Origin of the sequence: Streptomyces sp. NPDC055962 (assembly GCF_042270185.1) — a bacterium.
GTDB lineage: Bacteria > Actinomycetota > Actinomycetes > Streptomycetales > Streptomycetaceae > Streptomyces.
Genome location: NZ_JBHJYN010000004.1, coordinates 333829 through 352112, shown reverse-complemented (window position 1 = coordinate 352112; position 18284 = coordinate 333829). Strand labels below are relative to the sequence as shown.

The window sequence follows — 18284 nt, the reverse complement described above, 5'->3', positions numbered from 1 at the left end:
GGGAATCGCAGCCGGACCGGACGCGCGTCTGCCTGCCCGGGGCCGGCGGACCCTGCGGGTCCGCCGGCCCCGGGCAGGCAGGTCACCAGGTCTCGTAGTGGTCGGCGAGGCCCTCGGTGGCCCTCGTCCAGAAGTGGGAACCGTCGAGGTCGTCCGGGAGCGCCTCGACGAAGGCGTAGAACTCTTCGAGAGCCGGCTTCAGGACCGCCTCACGCCCGTCGCCGTCCTCGATGTCGTCCAAGGGCTCCAGCTCCCTGACGACGGCCGCGAGCAGGGAGACGGCGGCGCCGGCGTGGCCCTGGGTGGTGAACTCATGGGCGGAGGCCATGCCGGAGGCGTTGTCCCAGCCATTGGGGTCGTAGACCGCGATCTCGCCGGTCGGCATCTCCATCAGGTGGTATTCGCCCCCGTAGACGCCGATGCAGCAGCAGGACTCCGGTATCTCGTCGCCCTCGTCGTAGTAGCCGCTGAAGATCTCGGCGGGCTCGGCGACCCAGCCGGCCTTGGCCTCGAACCCGGCCTGGTCGATGTCGACGTCGGGGAACAGAGTCCCCGACAGGCCCGTGCAGGCCTCCACCCAGTCGAGGGAGGGGGTTCTCAGCCGGGCGACGACGGCATCGGGGTCGCTCAGGATCACGAGGGGCACGGACGTCTCCCGTTCACGGCGGGACCGGCTCCCCGCACGTGCGTGATCGTATCGCCGGGCCGAGCACCTTTCCACACCTCATATCCGGCGGATCCAGGCGTGGTTGACGTGCCGGACACAGCGGATCCAGGCGTGGTTGAGATGCCGGACACAGCGGCCCCGCCCCGTCACCTGCTGGGTGACACCGCCACCCGCAGCCGCCGGAACCAACGCGGTCGTGCCAGGTCACCCGCACCCGCCCGTACGAATCGACGTCCGCCTTCACCGGACGGAGATCGACGTGACGGGTCCGGAAAGCCGGAACGCCATGCGGGTGTGAGGTTTCGGTCACCTTCGCGCAATGAAACATGCCGGAAACGCGACGGCGCCCTCCGCGAAACGCACGCCCGCGACCCTCTTCGGGCCGGACCCCACGCCGCCCCGAGGAGGGACCCTCTCTTGACCCCCGTGACCCTGGCCTCGGCACGCCTCGACACAGGCGACACCGCCTGGCTCCTCGCCGCCACCGCTCTCGTCCTGCTGATGACGCCGGGGCTCGCCTTGTTCTACGGCGGCATGGTCCGCACGAAGAGCGTCCTCAACATGCTGATGATGAGCTTCGTGTCGATCGCGCTGGTCACCGTCGTCTGGCTGGTCGCGGGGTACTCCCTCGCCTTCGGCGACGACACGTTCGCCGGGCTCATCGGCGGGCTCGGCCACGCGGGCATGGTCGGCATCGGACCCGACGACCTCACCGGCAGCGTCCCCACCCTGCTGTTCACCACCTTCCAGCTCACCTTCGCGATCCTCACCGCGGCACTGGTCAGCGGGGCGATCGCGGACCGCATGAAGTTCGCGGCCTGGCTGGTCTTCGTGCCGGTGTGGACCCTGCTCGTATACGTTCCCGTCGCCCACTGGGTGTGGGGACCCGGCGGGTGGATAGCCGACTCGCTCGGCGCACTGGACTTCGCCGGGGGCCTCGTCGTGGAGATCACCTGCGGGGCGTCGGGGCTCGCACTCGCCCTGGTGATCGGCCCGCGCCTCGGCTTCAAGAAGGACGCGATGCGGCCGCACAACCTGCCGATGGTGGTGCTGGGAGCGGGTCTGCTCTGGTTCGGCTGGCTCGGTTTCAACGGCGGCTCGGCGCTCGGCGCCAACGGCCTGGCAGCCGCCTCGGTCCTCAACACCCTCGTCGCCGGATGCACCGGTCTGCTCGGCTGGCTCTTCGTCGAGCAGAAGCGGGACGGCCACCCGACCACCTTCGGGGCGGCGTCCGGCGCCGTCGCCGGCCTGGTGGCGATCACCCCGGCGTGCGGGACGGTCGGTGTCCTCGGCGCGGCCGTCGTCGGACTCGTGGCCGGTGTCGTCTGCTCGTACGCCGTCGCCTGGAAGTTCCGGTTCGACTACGACGACTCCCTGGACGTCGTCGGCGTGCACTTCGTGGGAGGCGTCGTCGGCACGCTGCTCGTCGGGCTGTTCGCGACGGCCGCGATGACCGGTGGCGCGGAGGGCCTCCTCTACGGCGGTGGACCCGGCCAGCTCGTCCGCCAGGCCGTCGCGGTGCTCGCCGTGGCCGCGTACACCTTCCTGGTGACCTACGGGATCGGCAAGGCGATCGACCGGCTGATGGGGGTGCGCGCCTCCGAGGAGGAGGAACTCACGGGCCTGGACCAGACGGTGCACGCGGAGAGCGCCTACGATCACGGCGGCCTCGGTCACGCAGCCGCGCAGTCCCCGGGCCACTCCGCACTTCATTTCCAGGACAGGAGCACCGCCCCATGAAGCTCATCACCGCAGTCGTGAAGCCGCACCGCCTCGACGAGGTGAAGACCGCCCTCCAGGACCTCGGGGTGAACGGGATGACGGTCACGGAGGCCAGCGGATACGGGCGGCAGCACGGGCACACCGAGGTCTACCGGGGCGCCGAGTACCGGGTGGACCTGGTGCCGAAGATCCGTATAGAGGTCCTCGTCGAGGACGCCGACGCGGAGCCGGTCCTCGACGCCGTCGTCCGGGCCGCCCGGACCGGCAAGATCGGCGACGGCAAGGTGTGGGCGGTCCCCGTCGAGACGGCCGTGCGGGTCCGCACGGGCGAGCGGGGTCCCGAGGCGCTCTGACGTCGGGGGCGGCCCGGGCGGCGCTCGGGGTCCGGGCTCCGGGCTCCGGGCTCCGGGCTCCGGGCTCCGGGCTCCGGGCTCCGGGCTCCGGGCTCCGGGCTCCGGGCTCCGGGCGGATGATCAGGCCCGGACGGCCGCGTCCCACTGCGCGCGGGTGGGGCCGTCGTACCTCGGCGCGAAGCCCGGGTGCGCGGCCGGCCAGGCGGTGAGATGCCGGTCCACCTCGTCGGTGCCGTAGGCCTCGTGGGCGGGTCGCAGGAGATGGCGCACCTGGGCCCGCGCCCGCATGACGACGGGGTCGTCGTGGGCGCAGGCGGCGAGAGCGGCGGCCCGGGGGTCCGGGGCCGCGCGACTCGCGGCCAGGCGTTGTCCGTCGGCCCGGTCGGCCGCCACCTGCGCGTCGAACCACGGCCGCAGGGCCTTCTCCGTCCAGGCGTGGTAGCCGAGGGGGTCCGCGGCGATCCCGTCGGCGCGGGCGGCGAGGTGCTGGGCGGCACGCAGGCCGAGCGCCACCCCCTGACCGAGGGTGGGGTTGGTGTGGACGAGGCTGTCCCCCGCACCGACCAGGCCTCTGACAACGGGTCCTTCGGCGTCGGCCCAGGCGGTCCAGCAGTTGTCCAGCCCGGCCATCGCCAGGACCCCGGACCGGGGTTCGGGGTCCAGGCCGAGCCATGCGGCGGTGGCCGGGAAGCGGCGGGCGGCGGCCTCGAACACGGCCGGGTCGGTGAGCGCGCCGCGGGTCGGGTCCCCCGTGGAGACCACGAGGTTCACCGCGAAGGTGTGGTTGTCCGACGGGAAGATGCCGGCGAGCGCGAACGGCGCGGCCGAACCGGGCCTCACCCGCCCCGGCTCCCGCGGGCCGTCCGGGCCCGGGCGGTACCAGCGGCACAGATACGCGAGGCCGGTGCGGTGGCGCTCGGCCACAGGCGTACGGCAGCCGGCGGCAGCGAGCCAGGCGGGCACCTCCGAGCGGCGGCCGGACGCGTCGACGACGAGGTCCGCCGGATGCGTCCGGCCGTCCGCCCGCACCCCGGTGACCCGGGCGGGGCGGCCCTCCTCGACGGCCAGGCCCCGTACACGGCATGCCCGGCGCACCTCGACGGAGCGCTCCCGCCGCAGGGCGGCGGCCAGCGCGGCCTCCAGCACGATGCGGCGGGAGCGCAGGGTCACCAGGTCCTCGTCGCCGGTCCGGTACGGCGGACGCGCATCGAACCAGTCGAGCTCGTGGTACTCCCGGGCTCCCCGCGCCAGTACGTCCGCGTGGACGTCGGGTGTCTCGGCGCGCAGCACGGTGCGTACGGGGGCGAGGAGTGCGTGGGGCTGGACGGCCTGTGGCGTCCGGGGTCGGGGCCAGTGGAAGCAATCCCGGTCCAGGTCCTCGGCGGCCTGGCGCCGGTCCTGCTCGTACAGCGTGACCGGATGGCCCCGTCTGCCGAGCATGAGGGCCACTGCCAGCCCGCTGATGCCTCCGCCGATCACCGCGACCCGCGCCACCGAGTGCCCCCTCGCGTCGTGTTGCGCAAGGAGCGTACTGCCCGGTGCTCCGCTCGGGTCGCGCGGTGCGCGGGCGGAACGGGCGAGGGGCGCGTACGGAACGGGCGGGCGGGGGCGCCCCGGCCGGGAGCCGGTTCGCCGGCCGGTCAGGCCGTCGCGTCGCCCGGCTCCAGGGCGTACAGACGCGGCAGGTTGACGACGATCGCCTCCTGGGTGCTGCGGGCGATCACGACCACGGCCTCCTCGGTGGGGTCCGGGTTCTCCTCGCGGTGCGGCACGAACGGCGGGACGAAGATGTAGTCGCCCGGGGCGGTGCGCAGCCGGACCTCCTCCGGCTCCTCGCCCGAGTCGTCGATGAACACGAACTCCGGGTGCCCGCTGACCACATGGATCGCCGTCTCGGACTCACCGTGGTGGTGGTCCGAGGAGGCGGTGGCGGGGGCCACGTGGGTCTGGCCCATCCACAGCTTCTCGGAACCCACGGTCCTGCCGCTGACGGCACCGAATCTGCGCATGCCGCCGGTCTGCGCCGTGTCGCCGTCCAGCGCGTCCGCGCGGATGTGGTGCAGACGGGTGCGCAGGGGCGCCGCAGGGCGGCCCGGGGCTTCGTGGAGATGAGGGTGGAACCCTTCACCGGGCTTCGTCGACGGCTCGCTCATGGCGAGGACGTTAGGGCGGCGACGAAAAGGATGTCAAGAGGTGTCCTTTCCCCTTCACCTGCGGCAATGTTCCCGCGATGCAAGGACCGGCGCGGAGGCGGAACAGCCGGCGAACCGTCGCCCGCGGCTCGCCGCCGGGGCATGATGTGGGCATGCATATCTCCGCGAAGGCGGACTACGCCACGCGTGCCCTCCTGGAGCTCGCGAGTGATCCCGGCCGTCCGCTCTCCTGCGAAGCCATCGCCTCCTCGCAGGGGATTCCGTTCAGATTCCTGAAGTCCGTCGTGGGCGAACTGCGCAAGGCAGGTCTGGTGCGCAGCCGGCGCGGCTGCGAGGGCGGTTACCGGCTCGGCAGGCCCGCCGGGGAGATCGCCCTGCTGGACGTCGTGCGCGCGGTGGACGGCGAACTGATCACCCTGCGGGGCGAGTCGCTGTCCGGGCTCGACTACCCCGGTCCCGCCGCGGGCCTCCCCGGCGTGTGGAGGCGGGTCGAGTCGGACGCCGCCGCGGTCCTGGGCGGGCTGACGCTGGCCGCCCTGCTGCCCGCCGGCCCGCGTGAAGAGCCCTCCGCGATCGGTGCGGCGTGAGCGGCGGACCCGGTGCGCCGCCGCTGGACGTGGTGGAGTACACCGACCCGATGTGCCCCTGGGCCTGGGGCTCGGAGCCGGCCTTCCACACGCTGCGGACCGCCCTGGCGGGCCGGGCCCGCCGGCGACGGGCCTACGCGGTCCTCTTCGACGAGGAAGAGGACGACCTGGCGCCCGATCCGGCGGCGGAGACCGCCTGCTACGCCGGATACGTGGAGAGGATCACCGCTCACACCCACGCACCCCGGGCCGCCCGGAGGGGGCGGACGGGATCGTCATCGGCACGCCCGTCCACAAGGCCGCCCGCTCGGGACTGCTGAAGACGCTTCTGGACCTGTTGCCGCAGTTCGCGCCGGCCGGGACGACCGTGCTGCCGCCGGCCACCGGGGCAGCACGGCCCATGTGCCGGCGATCGACTACGCGCTGCGCCCGGTGCTGAGCTCCATGGGCGCGGCGCACATCGTCCCCGGCTGGTTCACGCCCGAGAAGGAGCTCACCGCCGACGAGGACGGCACGCTGTCCGTCGCCCCCGGCACGGCCGAGGCGCTCGCCCAGGTCACCGACGCCGTCTCCCGCGCGCTCGGCGGGCGTACGGCGGTGCCGGCCACCGCGGTGTGACGCCCCGGCCCGCTCACTCCGCCCTCAGGCGCCGCCACACCGCCTTCGCCGCGTGGTGTCCCGACATGCCGTGCACGCCCGGGCCGGGCGGTGTGGCCGACGAGCAGAGGAAGACGGCGGGGTGCGCGGTGGCGTACGGCACGCGTGCGAGCTTGGGCCGGAGCACCGTCTGCAGTCCGGCGAACGCCCCGGTCGCGATGTCACCGCCGACGTAGTTGGCGTTGCGGGCGGCGATCCGGGGCGGCCCCGCGACCGCGCGCGCCAGGACGAGATCGCGGAACCCGGGGGCGAATCGCTCCAGTTGGCGCTCGATGACCTCGGTGGCGTCCCCCTCCCAGCCGGCCGGGACGTGCCCGTACACCCAGAAGACGTGGCGGCCCTCGGGGGCGCGGCCCGGGTCGACGACGGTGGGCTGCGCGGTGATCAGGAAGGGGACACCCGGGTCACGGCCCGCGACCGCGGCGCGCAGGGACGCGTCGATCTCGGCGGCGGTGGGCCCGACATGGACCGTGCCGGCCCGCCGGGCCTCCTGTGCCGTCCAGGGAACCGGACCGGACAGTGCGTAGTCGATCTTGAAGCAGGAGGGGCCGTAGCGGTAGCGGTCGTAGGCGCCGCCGAGACCGGCGATCCGCGCGAGCGCGGTCGGCGAGGTGTCGAAGACGTACGCGCGGGCGGGCGGGAGTTCGTCGAGGCGCTTGACCTCGATGCCTGTGCGGATCACTCCTCCCTGCTCGCGCAGGAAGGAGGCCAGGGCGTCCGAGATCGCCTGCGAGCCGCCGCGCGGCACCGGCCAGCCGTACTCGTGCGCCGCGAGCGCGAAGAGCAGGGCGATCCCTCCGGTGGCGAAGCCGCTCGCCGGGGCGATGGCGTGACCGGCGAGTCCGGCGATCAGCGCGCGTGCCTTCTCGCCTCGGAACCGCCGGGAGAGCAGGGTGGCGGGCTGCACCGCGTCGAGCCCGAAGCGCGCCCAGCGGTACGGATCGCGGGGCAGGCCGTCCCACGGGGTGCGCAGGAAGTCGGCGGCGAGCGTGTCCCAGTGTCCGGTGAAGGGGGCGACCAGCCTGCGGTAGGCACCCGCGTCCTTCGGGCCCAGCGACATGGCGCTCTCCCCGACGGACCGGGTGAGCACGGCCGCGGAACCGTCCGGGAAGGGGTGGGCGAGTGACAACGGCGCCTGGAGCCATTCAAGGCCGTGCCGGGCGAGCGGCATCGCCTGGAAGGCCGGGGATCCGATGCCCAGCGGGTGCACGGCGGAACACGGGTCGTGTCGGAAGCCCGGGAGGGTCAGCTCCTCGGTGCGGGCACCGCCCCCGACGGTTCCCCCTGCCTCGAACACCTCTACGGCGAAGCCGCGGCGGGCCAGCTCGGCCGCGGCCGTCAGCCCGTTGGGGCCCGCCCCCACGACGACGGCATCCAGCATCGATGGCACCTTCGGACTCCTTCGTCAGCCGATGGCCAGGGCACCCAGGATATTCACGCGCACCGACAACGGACCTCCGGGTAACCTCGCGCCCGATGAACACCGCATGCGCGCCCTCACCGGCCGTCGCCGCGATGGCCTCCCGGCTCACCCGGGTGCCCGGCGTCGAGGCCGTGGTCCTCGGCGGAAGCCGGGCGCGCGGCACCCACCGCCCCGACTCCGACTGGGACCTGGGCCTCTACTACCGCGGCACCCCGGACCTGGCGGCCCTCACCGCGCTGGCCTCCGAGGCCCAGGGGACGCCGGTCGAGGTCGCGGGGCCCGGAGGATGGGGGCCCTGGGTGAACGGCGGTGCGTGGCTGACGGTGGACGGCGTCGCCGTCGACTGGATCCTGCGCGATCTGGACCGGGTGGAGTCCGTGTGGTCGGACTGCCGGGCGGGCCGCTTCGAGGTGGGGATCCAGCCCGGTCACCCTCTGGGCTTCTGGTCCTCCTGCTACGTGGGAGAGGTCGCCCTGGCCCGGGTGATCGAGGACCCGCGCGGTGAGCTGACGTCCCTTCAGCAGGCGGTGCGCACCTACCCCGAGCCGCTGCGCCGTGCCCTGACGGGCGCGGCGTGGGAGGCGGAGTTCTCCGTGGCCTCGGCCCGCAAGTCGGCCCCCGCCGGGGACACGCTCCATGTCGCCCTCTGCCTGTCGAAGGCCTTCGGGGTCCTCGCCCAGGCCCTGCACGCCCACCACCGCGCCTGGTGCCTCAACGAGAAGGGCGCGCTCGCCTCCGCCGCGGCTCTGCCCGGCACCCCCGTGGACTTCGCGGACCGGGTGTCGGCGGCCCTGCGGGGCCTGGACGCGGCCGCGGTGGAGACGGCGGCGGGGGTCGTACGTGACGTCCGGGCGGTGCTGGAGGGCGACTCGCCGGCCATGGGCGGGAGCGACGTACACCCGGACGGGTGAACCGTCGAAGTGCGTGGTGGGTGCAACCGTTCGACGGCCGGGAGCGTCTGATCTTCAGGTAAGTGATGTGCCGGAGACGGCATTCACACCGCACGCCACGACGAGGGAACTTCTATGACTCACACTCTTCCCGGCCGCCGTCCTTCGCGCGCCGCGGTCGGTGTACTCGCCGCCGCCACGCTGACCGGGCTCGCCTCCCTGCCCGCCGTCGCAGTGGCGGCGGAGCCGGACCTCGGGATCGGGAAGCTGGCGCCGATCACGGGTGCGCAGCCGGGCAGCGGCGTCGACGTGCCGTTCTCGGTGCTGAACCAGGGCACCGAGGAGGTCGGCAAGGTGTGGGTGACCTACACCGTCACCTCGGGCCTGGCCGCGGCGGACTCCTACGGGAACTGCATGTACTCGACCGAGTCGTCCGCCGACGAGGAACCGGAGAAGGCCGTCGCGGTGTGTGCCGTCGAGCAGCCGCTGAAGCCCGGTGTCCTCTACGTGCCGGAGCAGCCGATCGGCCTGAAGGCGCAGGACAGCGCGCTGTACGACAAGATCCGGGTGAGCGTCGACCCGACGGAGCCGGGATCGTCCGACAACGGGGGGTCCGACCCGGTGCCCGGCACGGGCGCCCCGCTGAAGCTGGTCGAGAAGGGGGAGGCGACCGACGCGGACCGGGCGAGCCACGGCGAGGCGTCCTCCTCCGCGGACGTCACCGCCGTCAACACCGCCGACTTCGCGGTGACCGGCGCCCGGCTCGAGGGCAAAGTGGGCGACAAGGTCACCGCGTCGGTGAAGTTCGTCAACGACGGCCCGGCCTGGGTCTATCGCGAGCTGGGCCAGGGGGCAGCCACCGTCGACGTCCGGATACCGCCGGGCACGTCGGTCGTGAAGGCGCACGACTTCTGCAGCCCGGTCTCCAAGACGCACTACACCTGCGGGACCTCGCAGTCGTGGGTGAACCCGGGTCGCGGCGAGACGTACCCGTTCGTCCTGCGGATCGACAAGGCCGTCGAGGGCGCGACCGGGAAGGTCTCCTTCGCCGGGGCGGCCAGGCCGTTCGACAAGAACGCCGCCAACGACACCGCCGACATCGTCGTCGACGCCGGTGCCGGCACGACGGGTGGCTCCACGTCCGGCGGCTCCACGTCCGGCGGCTCCTCGACCGAGGGATCCTCGACGGGCGGTTCCACGTCCGGTGGTTCCACATCCGGTACGTCCGGTGGTTCCTCGTCCGGCGGTTCCACGTCGGGCGGCTCCGTCCCGCAGACGGCGACGGGCGGCAACCTCGCGGCGACCGGTTCCAGCTCCTCGCTCCCCCTGGTGGGGGCGTCGGCGGCGGCGCTGGTCGCGGGCGGCGGGATCTTCTACGCCGTCCGGAAGCGGGCGGCCACCGTCAGGTAGGGCACGTACGAAGTGAGTCGTGGCCGGTACGGAACACCCGTACCGGCCACAGCCGTTCGTGGGCCGTGGTCAGCCTTCGCCGCCCGCCCTCAGCGCCTGGAGGATCCTCCCGGCCGTGGCCTCGTCCCTCGCCGCGGTGAACGGCAGATCGTTTCCTCCGGTGATGCGGTACAGGACGCCGGAGAGCGTCGACTGGGCGCCGCCCGCCTCGGTGACCAGGAGGAGGCCCGCCGCGTGGTCCCACGCGAACTCCCAGTTGAAGGCGACGGCGTCGGAGGCACCGCACGCGACGGCCAGGTATTCCAGGCCCGCCGATCCGCACGCGCGGGCGTCGATGCCGTCGGTCCGCAGCCCGAGCAGGGCGCGCTTCTGGGCGTCGGAGGTGTAGTCGGGGTGCGACATGGCCACCTTGAGGACGGCGCCCGGCGCGGGCGAACCGCTGCGCACCGTCGTACCGTTGAGCGTGGCTCCCCGGCCGCGCACCGCGACGGCCATCTCGTCGAGGACGGGGGCGTACGTCCACGAGGCGTACACCTCGCCGTGCAGCGCCAGGGCCACCAGGGTGCAGAAGCCGGGTTCGCCGTGGACGAACTGCCGGGTGCCGTCGACCGGGTCGACGATCCACACGGGTGCGTCGCCGCCGAGGGCGTCGTAGACGGCGGGGTCGGCGTGGACGGCCTCCTCGCCGACGACCACGGAACCGGGCAGCAGCCGGGTCAGGGCGTCGGTGAGGTACTCCTCGGCCAGCCGGTCCGCGGCGGTGACCAGGTCGTGCGGACCGCTCTTCTCGACGATCTCGTGGGCGGCCAGCTGCCGGTAGCGCGGCAGGATCTCGGCGGCGGCCGCCGCGCGCACCACGGCTTCCACCTCGGCCAGCTGTCCGGCTTCCCCGGCGGTCCCGTACACGAAGTCATCGATCATGACTCCAGCTAAGCACGGCCCGCCGGGGACGCTCCGGGCAGGAGGTCAGCGGCCGACGGCGTACCCCTGCATGCCGCGCGGATTGGCGGCGGCGGACAGGACGCCGGTCTCCGGGTCCCGGGCGACGGCGCACATCCGGCCTTCGGACCACGGGTCGCCGACGGTCACGTCATGGCCCCGGCGCCGCAGCTCCTCGACGACCTCCGGGTCCATGCCCTCCTCGACGGTGACGCTGCCGGGGCGCATCCCGCGCGGGAAGAAGGAGCCGGGGAAGCTGTCGTTGTGCCAGTTCGGGGCGTCGATGGCGCCCTGGAGGTCGAGGCCGCCGCGGACCCGGGCGCGCAGCGCCACGGCGAGGAAGAAGTGCAGCTGCCACTGGTCCTGCTGGTCGCCTCCGGGGGTGCCGAACGCCATCACGGGGACGCCGTCGCGCAGGGCGAGGGACGGGGTCAGGGTGGTGCGCGGGCGGCGGCCGGGGGTCAGGGTGTTCGGCAGGCCCTCGTCGAGCCAGGCCATCTGCAGGCGGGTGCCGAGCGGGAAGCCCAGCTCGGGCACGACCGGGTTGGACTGGAGCCAGCCGCCGCTCGGCGTGGCGGCGATCATGTTGCCCCAGCGGTCGACGATGTCGAGGTGGCAGGTGTCGCCGCGGGTCGAGCCGTCCTTGGCGACGGCCGGTTCGCCCACGCGGTCGGCGGTGACCGTCGGCTCGCCCGCGCCCTCCTTCGCGACCGTGGGCTCGCCGGCTCCGGCCACCGGGATGCCCATGGCGTCGAAGCCCGACTCGCCGGCGGCGACGGCATGGGCGTGCGCGCTGAGGACCGGGGTGCGACCCTCGGGGCTGCCGGGGCGCAGCTCCAGGGAGGCGGTGTCCTTGATCAAGGCGCGGCGCTCGTCGTTGTACGGCCCGGAGAGCAGCGTCTCCAGCGGCACGCCGGTGGCGTCGCCGTACCAGGCCTCACGGTCGGCCATGGCCAGCTTGCAGCCCTCGACGAGCAGATGGACGTAGTCGGCGGAGCCGTACGCCGGGAGCTCGGCCGGGAGGAGGGCGAGCTGCTGGAGGAAGGCGGGGCCCTGGCTCCAGCCGGCGGCCTTGGCGAGCGTCCAGCCGTTCCAGTCGTAGGTGGCGGGCGCCTCGTACGACGCGGACCAGTCCGCGAGGTCGGCGGCGGTGAGGGTGCCGGTGTGGCGGGTCCCGCTGGTGTCCATGGTGGGGACGGCGGCCTGGCGGACCAGTGCCTCGGCGATGAAACCGGTGCGCCATATCGCGCGGGCGGCGTCGATCTGCGCGGCACGGTCCTCGCCCCCCGCCTCCTCGGCCTCGGCCGTCAGGCGGCGCCAGGTCGCGGCGAGGGCCGGGTTGCGGAAGAGCTGGCCCGGTTCGGGCGACGCGCCGCCGGGGAGGTAGACCTCGGCGGAGGTCGGCCACTCGGTCTCGAAGAGCTCGCGGACGGTCTCCACGGTCTGTCCGACGCGCTCGACGGGGGCGTGGCCGTCCTCGGCGTAGCCGATCGCGTACCGCAGGACCTCCGCGAGGGTCTTCGTACCGTGGTCGCGGAGCAGCAGCATCCAGGCGTCGAAGGCGCCGGGCACCGCGGCGGCGAGCGGTCCGGTGCCGGGAACGAGGTCGAGGCCGAGCGAGCGGTAGTGCGCGGCGGAGGCGCCCGCGGGGGCGGGGCCCTGGCCGCACAGAACCTGCACGTCGCCGTCCTTCGGCGCGAGGATCATCGGGACCTCGCCGGCCGGGCCGTTGAGGTGGGGTTCGACGACGTGCAGGACGAACCCTGCGGCGACGGCCGCGTCGTAGGCGTTGCCGCCGTCCTCCAGGACGGCCATCGCGGACTGCGAGGCGAGCCAGTGGGTGGAGGACACCATGCCGAAGGTGCCCTGGAGGGTGGGGCGGGTGGTGAACACGGGTACGGCTCCTTGCTGCGGCGTGCGGGGGTTCTGTGGTGCTTCGCGGATCGTACGGACGGGGGTCGGGTACCGGCGGTGCGGGTCAGGCCGCCGCGTCGGGGGCGGTGCCGTCGTCGGCCACGAGGTGGCAGGAGACCTGCCGGCCGCCGGGGATCTCCCGCAGGGCGGGGACCTCGGTGCGGCACCGGTCGACGGCGAGCGGGCAGCGGGTGTGGAAGCGGCAGCCGGGCGGGGGATCGAGGGGGCTGGGCAGCTCGCCGTGCAGCACGATGCGCTCCCGGGAGCGCTGGGCGACCGGGTCGGGGACCGGTGCCGCGGAGAGCAGCGCCTGGGTGTAGGGGTGCTTGGGGTCGGCGAACAGCTGGGCGGTCGGAGCCTGTTCGACGATCTGCCCGAGGTACATCACGGCGATCCGGTCGGCGAGGAACTCGACGGCGGCCAGGTCGTGGGTGATGAACAGGCAGCCGAAGCCCCGGTCGCGCTGGAGGTCGGCGAGGAGGTTGAGGACGGACGCCTGGACCGAGACGTCGAGCGCCGAGGTGGGTTCGTCGGCGACCACGAGGTCGGGGTCGCAGGACAGGGCCCGCGCGATGGAGATCCGCTGGCGCTGTCCGCCGGACAGCTCGTGCGGGTGCCGGTCGGCGTGTTCGGGACGCAGACCGACCTGGCCGAGCAGCTGCTCGACCCGCTCCCGTGCGGCCGCTCCGCGGGCGCGGCCGTGGAGCCGGAGGGGCTCGGCGATGATCTGGCCGACGGTCATCCGCGGGTCGAGCGAGGACGACGGGTCCTGGAAGACCAGGTGGAAGTCCTTGCGCAGGGGGCGCAGCGCCCGGCGGGAGAGGTGGCTGATGTCGGTGCCGTTGATGTGCACGGTGCCGGCGGTCGGCTCGTCGAGGCGCACGGCACACCGGCCGACGGTCGACTTGCCGCTGCCCGATTCGCCGACGAGGCCGACGACCTCGCCGCGGCCGATGGTGATCGAGACGCCGTCGACGGCCCGTACGGTGCCGCCGCCGGAGGCACCGAAGTGCCGTTCCATGGCGCTGATCTCCAGCACCGGAGGATGCGGTCCCCCACCGTCACGCGGTGCGGGGACGGTCTGTGCGGTGGTCACTGTCCGGCCTCCTGGTCGGGTCGTGTGCCGAGGTCCTGGGGGTGCGCCGGGGTTCCGGGGGCGGCCGGTGCCGGTGCCGTCCCGCCGGTGCCCTCCGTGTACGGGTGCCAGCAGGCTGCCCGGTGCGGGGCGTCCGCTCCGGCGGCCGGGTCGACGGCGCGGAAACCGGGGCGGCTGCCCGTGCAGGTGTCGTCGGCGCGGGAGCAGCGGGGCGCGAAGGTGCAGGCGTCGGGCTGGCTGTCCAGACTGGGGACGAGGCCGGGGATCTCCGGCAGCCGCCGCTTCCCCTCGCCGCCGGGCCGCAGCACGGCGCCGAGCAGGCCGCGGGTGTAGGGGTGGCGGCCGGAGGCGAACAGGTCGTGCACCGGGGCCTGTTCGACGCCGCGTCCGGCGTACATCACGAGCACCCGGTCGGCCGCGTCGGCGACGACGCCGAGGTCGTGGGTGACCAGGACGATGGCGGTGCCGAGGCGTTCGCGCAGCGACTGGAGCACGTCGAGGATGCCCGCCTGGACGGTGACGTCCAGCGCGGTCGTCGGTTCGTCGGCGATGAGGACGGCGGGGTCGCAGGCCACCGCGATGGCGATCATGACGCGCTGGCGCATGCCGCCGGAGAGCTGGTGCGGGTACTCGTCGATGCGGCGGGCCGGCGCGGGGATCCCGACGAGTTCGAGGAGGTCCACGGCGCGCGCCCTGGCCTCCTTGCGGCTCAGTCCCTGGTGCCTGCGCAGCACCTCGCCGATCTGCCGGCCGATGGTGAGGACCGGGTTCAGCGAGGTCATCGGCTCCTGGAAGATCATCGCGATGTCCTTGCCGCGGACATCGCTCAGCTCCTTCTCGGACGCGCCGACCAGTTCGCGTCCGCCGAGCCTGATCGAGCCGCCGATCCTGGCGGTCGGGGGCAGCAGCCCCATGGCGGCCATCGAGGTGACGGACTTGCCGCAGCCCGACTCCCCGACCACGGCGAGGACTTCACCCGGCGCGAGGTCGTAGGAGACGCCGTCGACGGCGTGCACGGTGCGGGTGTCGGAGTGGAAGGACACTGACAGGTCGCGCACGCTGAGCGCGGGCAGGGCCGGTGCCTGCACCGCCGGTCCGGGAACGGTCTCGGTCATCGGGTCCCTCCTCGGGGGTCCAGGACGTCGCGCAGCCCGTCGCCGAGCAGGTTGAAGGCGAGCGTCGCCGCGACGATCGCGAGGCCGGGGAAGACGGCCAGCCAGGGCGCGGGCGCCAGGAAGGACTGGGCTCCGGAGAGCATCACGCCGAGCGAGGGGTCGGGCGGCTGGACGCCGAGGCCGAGGAAGCTCAGCAGCGCCTCGCCGATGATCGCGGCGGGGATGCCCACGGTCGCCTGGACGATCAGGGCGGAGGTCGCGTTGGGCAGGATGTGCCGGAAGAGGACGGTGCCGTCGCCGCCCCCGTTGGCGACGGCCGCGGCGACGTAGTCGACGTGCTTGAGCCGCAGCGTCTCGGCCCGGGTGATCCGGATGACGGCGGGGATCTGCGAGATGCCGATGGCGATGGTCGCGTTGGTGAGCGACGGGCCGAGGATCGCGGCGAGTCCGACGGCGAGCACCAGGAACGGGAAGGCCAGCATGGTGTCGGTGAGCCGGGAGACGGCGGTGTCCGCGAACCGGCCGTAGTACCCGGCGAGCAGCCCGAGCGGTACGCCGACGAGGAAGGCCAGCAGGACGGCGACGAGGCCCACCTGCATGGACGCGCGGGCGCCGTGGAGGATGCGGGAGAGCTGGTCGCGGCCGAGGTCGTCGGTGCCGAGCCAGTGCGCGGCGCCGGGCTCGGCGAGCACGTTCCCGAAGTCCGGCTGCGAGGGGTCGTACGGGGCGATGAGCGGGGCGAACAGGGCGGCGAGGACGAAGACGGCCGCGATGACCGCGCCGGTGAGCGCGAGCCGGTTCCTGCGCAGGGCGCGGAGTTTGCCGCCGCCGGACCTCCGGCGGCTCGCCTCGGGCGGGGTGGACAGCACTGTGGACGCGGTGGTCACCGGGCACCTCCGAGCCGGATGCGCGGGTCGATGACCGAATAGACCACGTCGACCAGCAGGTTGATGAGGATGTACGCGGCGGAGGTGCAGAGCACCACGGCCTGGAGTGTCGCGTAGTCGCGGGTGAAGACGGCGTCGATGGTGAGCTTGCCGAAGCCGGGGAGGACGAAGATCTGCTCGGTGACGACGGCCCCGGAGATCAGGTGCCCCAGCTGGAGGCCGAGCACGGTCACGACGGTGACGAGTGAGTTGCGCAGCGCGTGTCCGCCGATGACGGAGCCATTGGACAGGCCCTTGGCCCGGGCGGTCCGTACGTAGTCGGCCGAGAGGGAGTCGAGCATCGCCGCCCGCGTCTGCCGCATCACGACGGCGGCCAGACCGGAGCCGAGCACGATCGCGGGCAGCACCATGCGGCGCAGGTTGTCGACGGGGTCGGTGCCGAAGGGCACGTATCCGGAGGCGGCGAACACCGGTACGGCGATGGCGAATCCGAGTACGAGCACGATGCCGAGCCAGAAGGTCGGGATGGAGAGGCCGATCAGCGCGACGGCGTTGGCGAGCCACTCCTCCGGCTTCCCGCGCCGCACGGCGGCGACCACTCCCGCGCCGATGCCGACCACGACCGCCAGGAGCAGCGAGAGCGCGGCCAGCTCCAGGGTGACGGGCAGGGCCTGCCCGATCGCGTCGGCGACGGGGAGCCCGGTGCGGGAGGAGGTGCCCAGGTCGCCGGTCAGGGCGTGCCCGATGAACCGTGCGTACTGGACGACCACGTTGTCGTTCAGCCCGTAGCTCTCCCGGATCGCGGCGAGGGCCTCAGGGCTGCGTTCCTCGCCGGCCAGTGCGAGCGCCGGGTCGCCGGGCAGCGCCCGGATGCCGGCGAAGACGACGACGCTGACGAGGAAGAGGGTGATGAGGGACTGACGCAGGCGCGTCAGCAGGTACTTCGTCATCGGGTGTACCCCGCATTCTTGACCCGGACCAGTCCGTCGCCGTACACGCGGATGCCCGCGACGTCCTTGCCGGCGACGACGTAGTTCTTCTGCCGGTAGAGGTAGATCAGTGCGTGGGCGTCCTGGACGCGCCGGGTGAGTTCCTCGTAGATCCGGGTGCGCCGGGCGGGGTCCGCGACACTGCGCCCCTCGGCGATCAGCTTGTCGATCTCCGGGTCGCCGAGTCCGTAGGCGTTCATGGCGCCTGCGGTCTTGAGGAAGTTCGAGACGTTGCCGTCCGGGTCGAGCCGGCCGGACCAGCCGCTGGTGAAGACGTCGTAGTCGCCGCCGTCGGTCTCCGCGAGCATGGTGGCGTACTCGGTGGGCCGCAGCGACAGCTCGAAGCCCGCCTCCTTGACCATCGCCTGGAGGACCTGGCCGACCCGCCCCTGCTCCGGGGTGGTGGACGTCTTCAGCTCGATCTTCACCGGTGTCCTCACCCCGGCCTCCTCGAGCAGCTTCTTCGCCCGGTCGACGTCGCGCCGGGGGCAGTCCTCCGGGTCGACGCCGGGGGCGATGGCGGACTGCGGGGAGACGGGGCCGCAGGCCGGCTCGTACATGCCCTGGAAGACGACCTTGTTGAGCAGGTCGCGGTCGATGGCCAGCTCGAAGGCCTCCCGGACGCGGACGTCCCGGGCGAGCGGGGTGTCGAGCTTCCCGGGCTTCTGCCCGAGGCCCTTCACGTTGCCGACGTTGATCCCGATGCCCTGGTAGCCGAGCGAGGGCGAGTTGAACAGCTGGAGCTTCGGTTCGGTCAGAGCGCTCTGCACGTCGACGGGGGCCATCTGGTCGCCGACCTGGAGGTCTCCGGAGCGCAGGTTCGCGAGCCTGACGTTGCCGTCGGGTATCGGCTTGTAGACCACGCCGTCCAGGTGGACCTTGTCGGCGTCGTAGTAGTTGGGGTCCTTCCTGAGCACGATCCGGTCACCGCCGACGCGCTCGGCGAAGCGGAAGGGGCCGACGCAGGAGGGGTGGTTGGTGAAGTTCTTGCCGTACTTCTTCAGTGCGGTCGGCGACATCACCATCCCGGCCCGGTCCGCGAGCACGCCGGTGAGCGGCACGTACGCGTGATCGAGCGTCAGGCGGACCGTGAGCGGTCCGGTGGCCTCGGCCTTGCCGACCGGGGCCAGTTCGGTGCCCCGTGCGGATCCGGGCAGGTCACGGTGGCGCAGCAGCGAGGTGACGACCGCATCGGCGTCCATCCGGGTCCCGTCGCTGAACTTCAGCCCGGGTCGCACCTGGATGGTGACGGTGCGGCCGTCGGCCGAGGTGGTGGGGAGGGACGCCGCGAGCTGCGGCACGAGGGTGCCGTCCTCGTCGATGTCGTAGAGCTTCTCGCACATGCCCGCGAAGACCGTGCGGCCCACCAGGGTCTGCGCGAGGCTCGGATCTAGTTTGTCCGGATCCGAGTTGAGGGCGACGGTGAGTGTCCCGCCGTCGCGTACGGACCGGTCATCGGTCATGCGCACACCACCGACTTCG

General features: G+C 73.2%; 17 protein-coding genes and 1 pseudogene. 7 read left to right on the top strand and 11 right to left on the bottom strand.

Annotated features, from left to right (window positions below):
- Window positions 1-82 precede the first annotated feature (82 nt).
- Entirely contained in the window at window positions 83-646 is a 564-nt protein-coding gene (locus tag ACFC51_RS15195) for a hypothetical protein (RefSeq protein WP_376378434.1), read from the bottom strand.
- A gap of 438 nt (window positions 647-1084) precedes the next feature.
- Here ACFC51_RS15195 and ACFC51_RS15190 point away from each other — a divergent pair, with 438 nt between their 5' ends.
- Together ACFC51_RS15190 and ACFC51_RS15185 are read left to right on the top strand one after the other, a co-directional pair.
- Window positions 1085-2407 carry an ammonium transporter gene (locus ACFC51_RS15190; protein WP_376378432.1) on the top strand — a complete coding sequence of 441 codons (1323 nt, stop codon included), beginning with the start codon at window positions 1085-1087 and terminating at the stop codon, window positions 2405-2407.
- Complete coding sequence (locus ACFC51_RS15185; RefSeq protein ID WP_360360710.1) at window positions 2404-2742, top strand: P-II family nitrogen regulator; 339 nt, start codon at window positions 2404-2406, stop codon at window positions 2740-2742. Before ACFC51_RS15190 ends, ACFC51_RS15185 begins: the two co-directional genes overlap by 4 nt.
- Window positions 2743-2862: 120 nt before the next feature.
- Here the strand turns inward: ACFC51_RS15185 and ACFC51_RS15180 are convergent, their stop codons facing one another.
- Window positions 2863-4236 (bottom strand): FAD-dependent oxidoreductase, encoded by a 1374-nt coding sequence (locus tag ACFC51_RS15180; RefSeq protein ID WP_376528987.1) that lies wholly within the window; start codon window positions 4234-4236, stop codon window positions 2863-2865.
- Between the two features lie 146 nt (window positions 4237-4382).
- On the bottom strand, window positions 4383-4895 hold the full coding sequence (locus ACFC51_RS15175; protein ID WP_376378427.1) for a cupin domain-containing protein: 513 nt from the start codon (window positions 4893-4895) through the stop codon (window positions 4383-4385).
- 152 nt (window positions 4896-5047) lie between these two features.
- Between ACFC51_RS15175 and ACFC51_RS15170 the strand changes: the two genes are divergently transcribed.
- From ACFC51_RS15170 to ACFC51_RS15160, 3 genes and pseudogenes are all read left to right on the top strand, one after another.
- On the top strand, window positions 5048-5482 hold the full coding sequence (locus ACFC51_RS15170) for an RrF2 family transcriptional regulator (RefSeq protein WP_376378424.1): 435 nt from the start codon (window positions 5048-5050) through the stop codon (window positions 5480-5482).
- Entirely contained in the window at window positions 5479-5802 is a 324-nt protein-coding gene (locus ACFC51_RS15165; RefSeq protein ID WP_376529242.1) for a hypothetical protein, read from the top strand. The genes ACFC51_RS15170 and ACFC51_RS15165 overlap by 4 nt, the downstream gene beginning before the upstream one ends.
- A pseudogene (locus tag ACFC51_RS15160) lies at window positions 5745-6100 on the top strand (NAD(P)H-dependent oxidoreductase); the annotation flags it as partial. The gene ACFC51_RS15165 and the pseudogene ACFC51_RS15160, both read left to right, overlap by 58 nt.
- A 13-nt stretch (window positions 6101-6113) precedes the next feature.
- On the opposite strand, the gene ACFC51_RS15155 reads toward ACFC51_RS15160, so the two are convergent.
- The gene (locus ACFC51_RS15155) at window positions 6114-7529 is read right to left on the bottom strand and encodes a phytoene desaturase family protein (protein WP_376528984.1); all 1416 of its coding nucleotides are present in this window, start codon (window positions 7527-7529) and stop codon (window positions 6114-6116) included.
- Window positions 7530-7615: 86 nt separating this feature from the next.
- On the opposite strand from ACFC51_RS15155, the gene ACFC51_RS15150 reads away from it, so the two are divergent.
- Window positions 7616-8473, top strand: a complete 858-nt coding sequence (locus ACFC51_RS15150) for a nucleotidyltransferase domain-containing protein (protein ID WP_376528981.1) — start codon at window positions 7616-7618, stop codon at window positions 8471-8473.
- Window positions 8474-8587: 114 nt separating this feature from the next.
- Complete coding sequence (locus ACFC51_RS15145) at window positions 8588-9862, top strand: LAETG motif-containing sortase-dependent surface protein (protein WP_376528978.1); 1275 nt, start codon at window positions 8588-8590, stop codon at window positions 9860-9862.
- Window positions 9863-9931: 69 nt separating this feature from the next.
- Here ACFC51_RS15145 and ACFC51_RS15140 read toward each other — a convergent pair whose 3' ends face one another.
- The 7 genes from ACFC51_RS15140 to ACFC51_RS15110 all read right to left on the bottom strand — a co-directional run bounded on the left by ACFC51_RS15140 (window position 9932) and on the right by ACFC51_RS15110 (window position 18265).
- Complete coding sequence (locus ACFC51_RS15140) at window positions 9932-10783, bottom strand: inositol monophosphatase family protein (protein ID WP_376378412.1); 852 nt, start codon at window positions 10781-10783, stop codon at window positions 9932-9934.
- 45 nt (window positions 10784-10828) lie between these two features.
- On the bottom strand, window positions 10829-12694 hold the full coding sequence (locus ACFC51_RS15135) for a gamma-glutamyltransferase family protein (RefSeq protein WP_376378409.1): 1866 nt from the start codon (window positions 12692-12694) through the stop codon (window positions 10829-10831).
- Between the two features lie 85 nt (window positions 12695-12779).
- Window positions 12780-13736 (bottom strand): ABC transporter ATP-binding protein, encoded by a 957-nt coding sequence (locus tag ACFC51_RS15130; protein WP_376378443.1) that lies wholly within the window; start codon window positions 13734-13736, stop codon window positions 12780-12782.
- Between the two features lie 71 nt (window positions 13737-13807).
- A complete protein-coding gene (locus tag ACFC51_RS15125; RefSeq protein WP_376528975.1) occupies window positions 13808-14926 on the bottom strand; it encodes an ABC transporter ATP-binding protein in 1119 nt (372 codons plus the stop codon).
- A complete protein-coding gene (locus ACFC51_RS15120) occupies window positions 14923-15795 on the bottom strand; it encodes an ABC transporter permease (RefSeq protein WP_376378440.1) in 873 nt (290 codons plus the stop codon). Before ACFC51_RS15120 ends, ACFC51_RS15125 begins: the two co-directional genes overlap by 4 nt.
- Before the next feature lie 14 nt (window positions 15796-15809).
- Complete coding sequence (locus ACFC51_RS15115) at window positions 15810-16763, bottom strand: ABC transporter permease (RefSeq protein ID WP_376528972.1); 954 nt, start codon at window positions 16761-16763, stop codon at window positions 15810-15812.
- Window positions 16760-18265 carry an ABC transporter substrate-binding protein gene (locus ACFC51_RS15110; RefSeq protein ID WP_376528970.1) on the bottom strand — a complete coding sequence of 502 codons (1506 nt, stop codon included), beginning with the start codon at window positions 18263-18265 and terminating at the stop codon, window positions 16760-16762. Before ACFC51_RS15110 ends, ACFC51_RS15115 begins: the two co-directional genes overlap by 4 nt.
- Window positions 18266-18284 lie beyond the last annotated feature (19 nt).

Coding starts and splice junctions, on each gene's coding strand:
- ACFC51_RS15185 (WP_360360710.1), top strand. CDS start 2,404: ATGAAGCTCATCACCGCAGTCGTGAAGCCGCACCGCCTCGACGAGGTG.
- ACFC51_RS15175 (WP_376378427.1), bottom strand. CDS start 4,895: ATGAGCGAGCCGTCGACGAAGCCCGGTGAAGGGTTCCACCCTCATCTC.
- ACFC51_RS15170 (WP_376378424.1), top strand. CDS start 5,048: ATGCATATCTCCGCGAAGGCGGACTACGCCACGCGTGCCCTCCTGGAG.
- ACFC51_RS15150 (WP_376528981.1), top strand. CDS start 7,616: ATGAACACCGCATGCGCGCCCTCACCGGCCGTCGCCGCGATGGCCTCC.
- ACFC51_RS15145 (WP_376528978.1), top strand. CDS start 8,588: ATGACTCACACTCTTCCCGGCCGCCGTCCTTCGCGCGCCGCGGTCGGT.
- ACFC51_RS15140 (WP_376378412.1), bottom strand. CDS start 10,783: ATGATCGATGACTTCGTGTACGGGACCGCCGGGGAAGCCGGACAGCTG.
- ACFC51_RS15130 (WP_376378443.1), bottom strand. CDS start 13,736: ATGGAACGGCACTTCGGTGCCTCCGGCGGCGGCACCGTACGGGCCGTC.
- ACFC51_RS15125 (WP_376528975.1), bottom strand. CDS start 14,926: ATGACCGAGACCGTTCCCGGACCGGCGGTGCAGGCACCGGCCCTGCCC.
- ACFC51_RS15115 (WP_376528972.1), bottom strand. CDS start 16,763: ATGACGAAGTACCTGCTGACGCGCCTGCGTCAGTCCCTCATCACCCTC.
- ACFC51_RS15110 (WP_376528970.1), bottom strand. CDS start 18,265: ATGACCGATGACCGGTCCGTACGCGACGGCGGGACACTCACCGTCGCC.